The 11,954-nt window shown below is 64.3% G+C and carries 9 protein-coding genes; 6 read left to right on the top strand and 3 right to left on the bottom strand.

What is annotated here, in order from left to right; genetic code table 11:
• Window positions 1–27: 27 nt before the first annotated feature.
• From WFH44_RS14780 to WFH44_RS14770, 3 genes are all read right to left on the bottom strand, one after another.
• Window positions 28–390, bottom strand: coding sequence for a hypothetical protein (locus tag WFH44_RS14780; RefSeq protein ID WP_336714674.1), 363 nt, complete (start codon window positions 388–390; stop codon window positions 28–30).
• Between the two features lie 537 nt (window positions 391–927).
• On the bottom strand, window positions 928–1,548 hold the full coding sequence (locus tag WFH44_RS14775) for a histidine phosphatase family protein (protein WP_336714673.1): 621 nt from the start codon (window positions 1,546–1,548) through the stop codon (window positions 928–930).
• Complete coding sequence (locus WFH44_RS14770) at window positions 1,545–3,008, bottom strand: CCA tRNA nucleotidyltransferase (protein ID WP_336714672.1); 1,464 nt, start codon at window positions 3,006–3,008, stop codon at window positions 1,545–1,547. Before WFH44_RS14770 ends, WFH44_RS14775 begins: the two co-directional genes overlap by 4 nt.
• Window positions 3,009–3,109: 101 nt before the next feature.
• Between WFH44_RS14770 and WFH44_RS14765 the strand changes: the two genes are divergently transcribed.
• The 6 genes from WFH44_RS14765 (at window position 3,110) to WFH44_RS14740 (ending at window position 9,815) form a co-directional block, all read left to right on the top strand.
• The gene (locus WFH44_RS14765) at window positions 3,110–3,634 is read left to right on the top strand and encodes an NUDIX hydrolase (protein ID WP_336714671.1); all 525 of its coding nucleotides are present in this window, start codon (window positions 3,110–3,112) and stop codon (window positions 3,632–3,634) included.
• A gap of 102 nt (window positions 3,635–3,736) precedes the next feature.
• Complete coding sequence (gene murJ, locus WFH44_RS14760; protein ID WP_336714670.1) at window positions 3,737–5,410, top strand: murein biosynthesis integral membrane protein MurJ; 1,674 nt, start codon at window positions 3,737–3,739, stop codon at window positions 5,408–5,410.
• A 95-nt stretch (window positions 5,411–5,505) separates the two neighbouring features.
• Entirely contained in the window at window positions 5,506–7,146 is a 1,641-nt protein-coding gene (locus WFH44_RS14755; protein ID WP_336714669.1) for an ABC transporter substrate-binding protein, read from the top strand.
• A 136-nt stretch (window positions 7,147–7,282) separates the two neighbouring features.
• The gene (gene trxB / locus WFH44_RS14750; protein ID WP_336714668.1) at window positions 7,283–8,266 is read left to right on the top strand and encodes a thioredoxin-disulfide reductase; all 984 of its coding nucleotides are present in this window, start codon (window positions 7,283–7,285) and stop codon (window positions 8,264–8,266) included.
• Between the two features lie 27 nt (window positions 8,267–8,293).
• Window positions 8,294–8,620, top strand: coding sequence for a thioredoxin (gene trxA / locus WFH44_RS14745; RefSeq protein WP_264794794.1), 327 nt, complete (start codon window positions 8,294–8,296; stop codon window positions 8,618–8,620).
• Window positions 8,621–8,624: 4 nt separating this feature from the next.
• Window positions 8,625–9,815, top strand: a complete 1,191-nt coding sequence (locus WFH44_RS14740) for an N-acetylmuramoyl-L-alanine amidase (RefSeq protein WP_336714667.1) — start codon at window positions 8,625–8,627, stop codon at window positions 9,813–9,815.
• Window positions 9,816–11,954 lie beyond the last annotated feature (2,139 nt).

Raw genomic sequence — 11,954 nt, 5'->3', positions numbered from 1 at the left:
CCGTCACGGGCGAGGGAACCGGGAGATTCAGCGGATGAGCTGCCGGTACGCCAGCAGTTCATCGCGGGCCTCGTCCAGCCTTTGCTCGTCGATGCTTGTGCCCTGTATTCGCTTCCAGAATGAGTAGCTCTGGCGCAGTTTGCGGATCACGATATTCACCTCCTCCCGTTCCAGGTAGTTCGGCATGACCGAGCCGGGGTTCGTGGAGCCGTCCAGGCCGGCCAGGCCGTCCAGGGAGCCGGCGGTAATCAGCTCACCGTGCGATTCCTGGCAGCGGTCGCGGGATTCCTGGCTGGCGTGCCGGGGCGGCTGGGCCGCTTTCACCGGATGGACGTCGGGGCGGATGGACTGTTCCGGGGCCGGACGGACAGCGCTGTCCAACGGTTTCATGAGTGGATCCTCTTTCAGGCAGGACTCCGAAGGCAGACCCGTGCATGGGACGGGTGGGCCAACGGAATTGATGCGAGTGCGGCAAGCAATGGCCCAGGCCATGGGCTTGCACAGAAGGCGCCGGCAAACGCAGGCCCCTGAGGGGCTGCGTGCGGGAGCCGAAGGAGGCAGGCTTTTCAGCTGGAGCGGCCCGGCAGGTAGGCGGTTGCCGCGGTGGAAAAGCTAGTGCGCAGCGAAGACGGAGGCAGCCCGGAGTCGGGCAGCAACGGCATGGAATCCGGCTGGCGTGGCGATAATATTCACGGGGCCCACCTCTCTTTCCCTCACGGCGTCGATCATGAAAACGTCCCGGCCATCTCATGATTGAGAAAGCTCAATCGGACAAAAGCGAGGCTACTCTACCCGCAGGGCTTCTGGCCAGCGAAGCTCGGGAACTTTTCAGGATTTTGTGATTTCAGCGGCGTGTCGTCTTAGACACGCCGTAAATATCGACGGCGGGAACCGGTCTTCGCGGGCGCCACTCCCCTGGCCCTGGGGTCACACGTTCCAGCCGGTAATCGCCGGGGTTTTTTTGTCCCAGCCCAGACTGCAGACCGCCGCAGTGTCCAAGACGAAGCGGCGCCCCTCTACCGGCGGCAGGTCCAGCCAGCGTGCGGCGAGCACCCGAAGGAAGTGGCCGTGCGCGACCAGGAGGACGTTGCGCTGGGCTGAAGAATCCGCGTGGAACGGCGGGTCGGAAGGACTGTCGAGCACTTTGGCAATGACATGGTCGGCGCGGTCGGCCACTTGCTGCAGCGTCTCTCCGCCGCGCACACCATGGGTCCAGATCAGGTAGGACGGGTCCTTAGCGCGGATGTCCGCACTGCGGAGGCCCTCATACTCGCCGTAGTCCCACTCGTGCGCGTACGGGACAACTTCCGGGTCCGCGAACCCGGCTAGTCGGGCGGTTCGAACCGCGCGTGTGAGCGGGGACGACAGGACTGTCGCGAATTTGAGGCCTGACAGCTTCTTTCCCGCCTCTTCGGCCTGCAGCACCCCGTTTTCGGTCAGGTCCAGGTCGGTCAGCCCTGTGTACTGGCCGCTTCTGGACCAGTCGGTCTCGCCGTGGCGCAGGAGCCAGAGCTTGGGATGGTCATGACTAACAGGCAGATAACTCATGACTCCTCCGCTGCTGTGGCGGATTCCGGCTGCTGGCTCCACCACTCCAGCAGCTTCTTCTCGGCCACGTCCGGATCCTGCGGCCCGTTCTCCATCCGCTCGTCGAGCAGGAACTTGTAGGCCCGCCCCACCACCGGGCCGGGCTTGATCCCGAGCAGGGCCATAATCCGCTGCCCGTCCAGATCCGGCCGCACGGAATCGAGCTGCTCCTGCTCCTGCAATGTGGCGATGCGCTGCTCCAGGTCGTCGTACGCGAACGCCAACCGCTCGGCCTTGCGGCGGTTGCGGGTGGTGACGTCCGAACGGGTAAGCCGATGCAGCCGCTCGAGCAGCGGTCCGGCATCCGTGACGTACCGGCGGACCGCCGAGTCCGTCCAGCCGGCCTCGCCGTAACCATAGAAACGCATGTGGAGTTCCACGAGCCGGGAGACGGCCTTGATCGTGTCGTTGTCGAAACGCAGCTTCTTCATCCGCTTGGCTGTCAGCTTCGCGCCGACCGCGTCGTGGTGGCGGAAGCTGACTGCCCCCGAAGGCTCGAACCGCCGCGTCGCCGGCTTGCCGACGTCGTGCATTAGCGCCGCGAACCGCAGGATAAAGTCCGGACCGGGCACCGCACCGCCATCGTTGGTCTCCAGCTCGCACGCCTGCTCCAGCACGGTGAGCGAATGCTGGTACACGTCCTTATGCCGGTGGTGCTCATCGATTTCCAGCTTGAGCGCCGCAACCTCCGGCAGCACATGCCCGGCCAGTCCGGTTTCCACCAGCAGGTCGATGCCGGCCCTCGGGTCCTTACCGTTGATTAGCTTGACCAGTTCGTCGCGCACCCGCTCGGCCGAAATGATCTCGATCCGCTCGGCCATGTCAGTCATCGCGGCGGCTACCTCGGGTGCCACGGAGACCCCGAGCTGGGAGGCAAAGCGGGCGGCGCGGAGCATGCGCAGCGGGTCATCGGAGAACGACGCCGATGGCTCCCCGGGGGTCCGGACCATGCCGGCGTGCAGGTCGCGGACGCCGCCGTAGGGATCGACCAGCTCCAGCGAGGGAAGCCTCAGCGCCATGGCGTTCATGGTGAAGTCGCGGCGGAAGAGGTCGTCCTCCAGGGACTTGCCGAAGGCGACCTGCGGCTTGCGCGAATCCGCGTCATAGGCGTCGGCGCGATAGGTAGTGACCTCGATGGTGTAGTCGCCCTTCCGGAGCCCGATGGTCCCGAAGTCGCGCCCGATTTCCCAGAAGGCGTCGGCCCATTTCCGGATGACGGCGATGATGGCGTCCGGGTCGGCATCGCTCGTGAAGTCCAGGTCCGGCGACACGCGGCCCAGGAAGAGGTCACGCACCGGCCCGCCCACCAGGGACAGTTCATGTCCGGCGTCCACAAAACGCTGCCCCAATTCCATGACGACATCGGGCAACTGCAGGGCGGAAGTCCCGGGGGCGTTTGCCGGGCCAAAAACGTGAACCATAGTGACTTAAGCGTGCCAGAAACCCATCCCTCGCGCTGAAGAATTCCGGCACCCCGCGGTGTCATCATCCGCAGCTACCAAAAATCGTTAGAGTGGACTGCATGGCATATCCGGTCCCAAGCGCACCAAAGCGCACTCCGCTAACAGCGGCAGTGGGCAGCACCGCGCCCGGACACCATGCCCTGCCCACCGTGGAGGAGGTCTCCGCCGGCGGCGTCGTCGTGGACACGGCCACGGAGGAGCTCCGCGTGGCGATCATCGCGCGGTTCAACCGCGGCGGCCGGCTCGAGTGGTGCCTGCCGAAAGGCCACCCCGAGAACGCGGAAACCAACGAGGAAGCGGCCGTCCGCGAGATCGAAGAGGAAACCGGGATCCAGGGCAAGGTCCTCGCCACCCTTGGCAGCATCGACTACTGGTTCACGGTCAGCGGCCACCGCGTCCACAAGACGGTCCACCATTTCCTGCTGCGCGCCACCGGGGGCCAGCTGACCATTGAGAACGACCCGGACCACGAGGCAGTCGATGTCGCGTGGGTTCCGCTGGCCGAGCTGGGCCGGAAGCTCTCCTTTCCCAATGAGCGCCGCATAGTCGACCTGGCCCGGGAAGTCCTCCCCGAGTACCTCTGACCTGCGCGCGACCTACCGCTGGCCCGCCCACAGGCCGGACACACGATCAGCTGGGTGTTGTCTGGACGGCCGCGGCGGCCCTAAATGAGACGATAGACAACGATGCCTGCCTCCCGTCCCCAAAGCACAGCCCGCGCCAGCGCCATCATGGCCGCCGGCACCATGGTCTCCCGCGTGCTCGGCTTCGTCCGCACGTCGCTGCTGGCCGTCGCCATCGGCGCGAACACGACCATGGGCGACATCTTCGAAAAAGCCAACACCATTCCTAACATCATCTACCTGCTGCTCGCGGGCGGTGTGTTCAATGTGGTGCTGGTGCCGCAGATCATCAAGGCCAGCAACAATAACGACGGCGGTGCGGACTATGTCTCGCGCCTGCTGTCCCTCACGGTGCTGGTTCTGGGAGGCATCGCCCTCGCGGCGACGGCGCTGGCAGGGCCGATCATCTCGATGCTGACCAAGGGCTGGACCCAGCCGATGCTGGAACTGGGCACGATCTTCGCCCTCTGGTGCCTGCCCCAGATCTTCTTCTACGGCCTATACGCCGTCCTCGGCCAGGTGCTCAACGCCCACGGCCGCTTCGGCTGGTACATGTGGGCCCCGGTGGTGAACAACGTAGTCGCCATCTCGGTCCTGGTGCTCTACATCTTCCTCTTCGGCTCCTATACGCCCCAAGGAGACCATCCGGAAGCCTGGACGTCGCCGCAGACCCTGGTGCTGGCGGGCGGGACCACGCTCGGGATCGTGCTGCAGAGCCTGGTCCTGCTGTGGCCGCTCAGCCGGCTGGGCCTGGGCCTGAAGCTGAAGTTCGGCTGGCGCGGAATCGGCCTCCGGCAGGCAGGCAAAGTTGCCGGCTGGACGCTGGGCACCATGATCGTCGGCAACTCCGCCTACCTCCTTTACGGCACCATCGCTTCCGCAGCTACCGCCGGCCGCCAGGAACTGGCCAACGGCGGAGCCGGCGTCCCGGGTGAATACGCGCTGAATACCGGCACCCTGATCGCGATGCTGCCGCACTCCGTGTTCGTGCTCTCGCTCGCCACCGTCCTGTTCAACCAGCTCTCGCGCTCCCAGGCGACGCGTGACCTGGACGCGGTCCGGGGAACCATCAACTCCGGCCTGCGCACGATCGGCGTGGCCACCATGTTCGGCTCCGCAATCCTGGTGGTCCTGGCCGGACCGCTGGCCAGGCTCTTTGCCGGTTCCGGTCCGACGGCGGAGGCCTCGGCCGGGGCGATGGGCCAGATCGTCGCGGTGCTGGGCGCCGCCATGCCCTTCATGAGCATCTACTTCTTCCTCAGCCGCGTGTTCTATGCCGAGGAAGATGCGAAGACGCCCCTGATCATGCAGTCGATCCTCTCCGGCACCTGCGCCGTCATCGCGATCGTCCTGGGCCGGCTGCTGCCCTCCACCCAGATCGTCTTCGCGCTGGCTATCCTGTTCGCGGTCTTCCACCTGATCTCCGCCGCCCTCGCTCACTTCTTCGCCGTCCGCCGCCTCGGGGACTACGGCACCGGCGGCGTCGCGGAAAGCTACATCCGTTTCGGCTACGCGGCCCTCGGGGCCGCCGCCGCCGGCGCGGCCGCCCTGTGGCTACTCGGCGGCTACCAGTCCGGGGGCTTCGCCATGGGCAGCATCGTCAGCGCCGCCGTCAGCCTCGCCATCTGCGGCACGGTCATGGCCGCCGCCTATTTGCTGCTGCTCAAACTGCTGCGCGTCCCCGAACTGGACGGCTTCCTGGCCCCGATTCTCGCGCGGCTGCCGGGACGCGCCTGAATGCGCCCCGTCTCCCCAGTACCACCCGGTAGCATGGAAACAAAGTACCTACTCATCGGCGCCAGCCTGCCGACTATCCGCCTGGAGGAACACCCGTGCCACTACCAGTAGATGTGGGGACCTTGCTTGGAGGCCGCTACAAGGTTACCGGCCAAGTTCTCGCATCCGCCGAACAGGACCTGGTGCTCAACGGCATCGACCAGGTACTGAACCGGCCGGTAAGCATCCTGGTGGCCGCCCCGGAGAACGCCAGCCAGGCGGCCATGAGCGCGCGCGAAATCGCCACCGGTGAGCGTGCCGGCAACGTCCAGGTGCTGGATCTTGGCATCACGGACGGCTACACGTACCTCATCACCAACCAGGCCGAGGCTGCTGACCTGCTGGATCTCGTCATCCAGCAGGACGCCCCCTACGTCGAACCGTTCTTCACCGAGACCCTCGGTTCGGAGATCTTCGGCCAGGCCCGTACCTACGAGCCGGAGACGTACGAGGATGAGGACTACTACGACGATGAGGAAGAGGACGAGCCCCGCACCAGCCTACGGGACCGCCTGAACCGGCTGGAGCTGCCCAAGCTGGGCCGGGGCAACGCTAACGACGGCGGCGGCAAGCCGTTGTTCGGGCGTCGCCCGGGTGCCGGTGCGGCTGCCGGCGTTGCCGGAGCTGCTGCGGCGGCCTCCGCTGCAGGACAGGGCCGGGCGGATACCGGCCAATTCGACCGTGTGGAGACCGGCTGGCAGGACCGTGCTGACACCGGACGCCACGAACCCGTTGCCTCTGCGCGGCAGACCATCGCGCCGCCGCCTCCCGCTTCCCCTCCGCACATCCCAGCGGATGCCGATGCCCCCGCAACCGCGCCCGTGGGCCGGCAGACCACCGAGCGTCCCAAAGTCAGCCTCTGGCAGGACCAGGAAGACTATGCTCCCGCTGCCGAGCCTGCCCGCCCCGCCCCGCGCCGCGGCGAGGACGAGCACGGCCGCGCCGCCTCCGTGTTCCCGGCGGGTGCCGGCGGCGGCCCGACGCAGCCGGATGACTATGACTACGATTACGACGACGACGACGACGACGAGCGCAATCGCCCGCGGACCTCGCGCCTGCTGGTCGGTGGGCTCCTCGCCGTGCTCCTCATCGTCGCCGTCGTCATCGCCGTCAATCAGCTCAACCTGTTCCGCGGCGGCCCCGTTGCCGGCGACACCCAGGAAACGAACAACTCCGCTCCGGCGACCGAGGCCCAGGGCGGCAACGAAACGAGTGCGCCCGCTGAGGAAGTCGTCGAACCGGAGATTGCCGGACTGACTCGCCTCGTACCGGACATGCCGGCACTGGATGCCGAAAACGATGGCCGCCTGCCCCAGGCCATCGACGGGAACCCGGCGACCTACTGGACGAGCTTCCAGTACCAGTCGGATGACTTCGGCCGCTATGCATCGAACCTCGCGCTGGTCGTCGAGCTGAAGGAGTCCTCGAGCATCAGTTCCATCGAACTGACCCAGCTCAGCGGCAGCGGCGGAAAGTTCTCGGTGATGCTTAACGACACGGCATCGCTTGAGGGAGCCACACCGGTCGCCCAGGGCAGCTTCACGGCCCAGAACACCACCATCCCGGTGCCTGAATCGGACGGCGCTGCGCCCAAGGCCCAGTACGTCATCATCGATTTCACCCAGTTGCCCCGCCTGGCCAACCCGCAGGGCGGGCCGCCCTTCGGCATCCGCATGGCGGAGATCGAAATCTCCTGACCCCACAGGTAGTCGGGTGCACCTTCACAACGGCGCGGAATAAGCTGGGTAGAGCGCTCGTTGTGAGAAGTGGCTGCCCGGGCCGCATGCCAGGCCCCATCGCAACGTAAGCAGAACAGGAAGAGGTTCACACGCAGTGAGCACAGAAACCAACCAGTCCGTGCGCGACGTCATCATCGTCGGCTCCGGTCCGGCCGGCTACACGGCCGCCGTGTACACCGCACGAGCCAATCTGAAGCCGCTGCTGATCGCCAGCTCTGTTGAAGCCGGCGGCGAGCTCATGAACACCACCGATGTCGAGAACTTCCCGGGCTTCCCCGGCGGTGTGATGGGCCCCGACCTGATGGACCAGTTCCAGAAGCAGGCCGAGCGCTTCGGCACCGAGATCCTCTTCGAAGACGTAACCTCCGTGGACCTGCAGGGTCCGGTCAAGCGCGTCACGATCGGGACCGGCGAGACCTTCGAGGCCAAGGCCGTCATCATCTCCACCGGCTCTGCCTACCGCGAGCTGGGCCTCGAGGATGAGAAGCGGCTCTCCGGCCACGGCGTTAGCTGGTGCGCGACCTGCGACGGCTTCTTCTTCAAGGGCCAGGACATAGCTGTTATCGGCGGCGGCGACTCCGCGATGGAGGAAGCCCTGTTCCTGACCAAGTTCGCCAACTCGGTCACCGTCGTCCACCGCCGCGGCTCGTTGCGCGCCTCTAAGATCATGCAGGACCGCGCCCTCGCCCACGAGAAGATCAACTTCCGCTGGAACTCCGAGGTCGTAGGCATCGATGGCACGGACAAGGTCACCGCACTGCGCCTGCGCGACACCACGGACGGCACGGAAAGCACGCTCGCCGTTACCGGTGCCTTCGTTGCTATCGGAAACGACCCGCGGGTCGCTTTGGTCAAGGACCAGCTGGAGCTGACTGCTGAAGGCACTATCGCCGTTCAGGGCCGCTCGTCCAAGACCTCCATCCCCGGCGTTTTCGCTGCGGGCGACGTCATTGATCCGACCTACCGCCAGGCAATCACGGCCTCCGGTTCCGGCTGTGTGGCCGCGATCGACGTCGAACATTACCTTGCAGAGGTAAGTGACCTGCCCGAGCTGGTCGCCGAGACCGCTGCAGTCTGACACTCAACCCCGGAAAGAGAGATACCCATGAGCACTGCAAAAGACGTTACTGACGCCAGTTTCGACGCCGACGTCCTGAAGTCCGACAAGCCGGTCATCGTGGACTTCTGGGCTGAATGGTGCGGTCCCTGCCGCATGCTGACGCCGATCCTCGACGACATCGCGAAGGAGCACGCCGGCAAGGTCGAGGTCGTCAAGCTCAACGTGGACGACAACCCGGCCACCGCAGCCCAATACGGCATCACCTCCATCCCGGCCGTTTACGTCTTCAAGGACGGCCAGGTCGCCGCAACCTCCATCGGCGCCAAGCCGAAGCAGGTTATCGAGCAGGAATTCGCTGAGTTCCTCGGCTAATTAAATGATGGAATCTGACGCTGCAGACCGCAGTCTGCGCCGTTCCGACAATAGCCCGCGCGTAGTAGCCCTCCGTGAGAGGCTGCTGCGCGCGGGTGTTTCCATGGCGTACCTGGCACCGGATCAGGTCAACGACGCCGCCATTTTTGACGACCACGTAGATGCGGCCGTCCGGACCTTCCAGCAGGCGCGCGGCCTCATGGTCGACGGAATCGCCGGCCCGGAGACACTGCGGGCTCTCTCGGAGGCACAGTTCAACCTGGGCGACCGGCAGCTCGCCTGGTTCCCGGGAGCAGACGTGGTCCGCGGAGACGACGTCGCCGAGCTGCAGCGACAGCTGTCCTACCTGGGTTTCTACTACGGCCACATCGACGGTGAATTCGGCGAACGCTGCTACTTCGCCGTTCGTGAGCTCCAGATGAACCTCGGCCTCGAGGTAACCGGAGTGTGCGACGCGCCGCTAATCGGCGCCATGGCCCGCGTCAGCCGGACCATCAGCCCGAGCCAGGCCTTTTCCCTGCGCGACTACGAACACCTCCACCAGTCCTCAGCGGCGTTGAAAGGCCGGGTTGTTTGCCTAGGAGTGGGGCAGGGGTCGGCGACGGCCGAACATGCCATCGACAGGGCCAGCGGCCGTGCACTATCCCAATGGTCCGTCGCATCGGACATCACACACCGCATCGAGAGCATCCTGTCGGCACTGGGCGCCGATGTCACCGTCATCGGCGACACGTCGGAGATGCCCCACGCAAAGCGGATGCAGCGAATCAAGGAATCGAACGCCAGCCTAAGCGTGACAATCAACTGTGACTGGTTGGATCAGCCGGCTGCTAATGGCGTTTCGGCCTTCTACTGGGGAAGACCTGAAACAGGAGAGATCCGTTCTCCTATCGGTCATCGGGCAGCCGAACTGGTCCTAAAGGAGGTTCTGGCTCGTACGTCCATGACGGACCTGGGTATTCATGGCAGAACCTGGGATGTCCTGCGCATGACTTCAGTACCCTCCATAGAACTGGACCTCGGCTACCTCAGCAGCCCGATCGACAGCGAGCGACTCGCTGACCCCGTCTTCCGCCAGGTCCTCGCCGACGCCGTTGTCATTGCCATACAGCGCCTCTATCTCTTGGAAGACGAGGATGAGCCAACGGGCACACTCGCTGTAGACGATGTTCTCCGCTTCAACCCCGGCCTCTAATTAGGGCTTCAACGCCGGCCTCCAGATCGGCCTCGCCCCGGGGCAGGGGTTTGCCGCGGGTCAAGTCATCTCAGACAGCCTCCCATAGCGCCACATGGGTCTTTACCGACATACAGAAGGGCTTGTACGGCGCTTGGCACCTGCCGTGTTCCACGTGAAACACTGTCCCTTCGTCCGGCCTCTGCTACTTTCATGCTAGGTAGAGCAAAAGTGTTACAGGATCACCGTCGCCCAGAATGGGGTTGTCGCCGGCCGAGTCAGCGCGACGAAGCAGATTCATGCTCAACAACGCTTGCCACGACCAAAGATCCTCTAGGCATGCGTCCAGAGGACGGCCGAGTCAACGACTCCGGCCTATTCATACTCCCCGTCATCGCAGAACTATTTGCCGCAGAAAAGCGAGCCCTCAACCTCCGGGTAGGCGATGCCTCATCCTCCGGGTTCAAGACCCGACCTCCTCCGGGCTGAAGCCCCGACCTCCGCGAATAAGAGGGGAGGTGCTCCTCAATGGTGTCGGACGGGGCGGGGGACGGCCGATCCCGCCGATGACAGACATTCTGATGTACCGTGACCGACCAGAAGGAATTCATGCGGCGCACATTACTCGGCAACTCCAAGCACAAGCCACTTGCTCCCGTCAGTGACGGCCAGCAGGCGCGCCGCTCACACCCATTCCGCCTATCGGCCTGAAGCCGTTGATCTAGATCTACTCCTCCGGGTTGCCCCTAAGCGGTCGACTAAGGCACGTTTTCATTCGTCCCACCTCCGCCTCATGGCAACAGTTCGCAGGCAACTGTCCGCGTCCTCGCCACAGTGGCTAACGAAACTCCAACCGAGTAGGTCCACACGAGGGTTGCACGAAGGCCCTCAAGCAACTTTGTCTGCGTAGATCCGGTTGCCGGTATCGCCACGCAGAGGTCTTTGCTACTCGCACTCCGGCCTGGCCTGAGCCCCCACGGCCGCGATGCCTCCACGCAGAGGGAAGAATTCTTCCACCCAGGAGCGTGCCCCTGATACTACTCACTCATCGTATCGACACAGCCATTTCGATTAGACTTCGAATTCCTGCTCAGCGAAGCAGTCAGTTCCTACGAAATATCGGCTCATAGTACGATTCGCACGGCACGCTTTCGTCGGCATCAAGGGCCTACTTGCTCGTCAGTCAGGTTTCACGTGGAACCCGGCAAACGAGTGAGTCGGGCCAACTCAGCCCACACTCGATAGACGAAGCGCAGTGGACGGGGCAGCCCCATCACAGCCAGGGATTCAGCAGCTCTCTCAGGAGAAGGAGGTCGTCGCCCGGACGCTCGGTGAAGCCGCAAGATCACTCCACTTATGCCTGTTATAGAGCTGCTCATTCCTAACGACTATAGCCCCCTCACCGATGAGTATGATCGTTGGCTGAAAGCTTAGGAGGTTGGCAGCAACCCTAAACTGCCGCGCTCCACATAGGACTCGACACAGGAACAGCGATCGATTACATGCCTATCAGGACCGGTTCGTGCGACTCGGACCTGCCCATCTTTGCCGATCGATAGGTCGATGCCCACGATGCACGCTAGGCCCGTTCCACGTGAAACACATCTCCCCAGTACCTGCGGTGAATACAACGTACTGTAGTTAGGTCCATCGATGGCGCAGTGGGCAGACGATCTGCTCCGAAATGAGGTCGCCGGTATCAAGCCAGTGCAAGCGTTCCCATGGCACCGAAACTTGCCGGACGGGGCGGCGGATCTCGGAGTACGCACTAACCGATATTGCCTGGCCTCACGACCTGTTCCGGCACGCCACGATGACAACTCGGTGAGAAGCCAGTACCCAGCTACAACGGACGACTGCAATTGCTGCACTGAACGACCCCCAAATCAAACCGTAAGCCTGCCCTAAGCGGACTCCGCGGGATTCATGGGGAAGCCAACGCCTTCAATAGTTGCTCTCCATTCGCTAGCACCTCGAAGAGGGATCGCACTTCCGATCAGAATCGATATGGACCGCTACACGGATCAGCGTTGGCGCGGCCTGCAGACGCGCATGACCCGCCCCGACTCCTCGAGCCACAGATGGCTGGCCGTCCCATCAATACACAGAGTCGCTGCGAGGCGACGAGTTCCACGTGAAACACCGACCGGGCTTTACAGG

This window comes from Arthrobacter sp. USHLN218 (genome assembly GCF_037144715.1).
In the GTDB taxonomy this organism is placed as follows: Bacteria; Actinomycetota; Actinomycetes; order Actinomycetales; family Micrococcaceae; genus Crystallibacter.
Note: the sequence above shows the minus strand (reverse complement) of the source record. Positions and strands in the feature narration are given on the sequence as shown.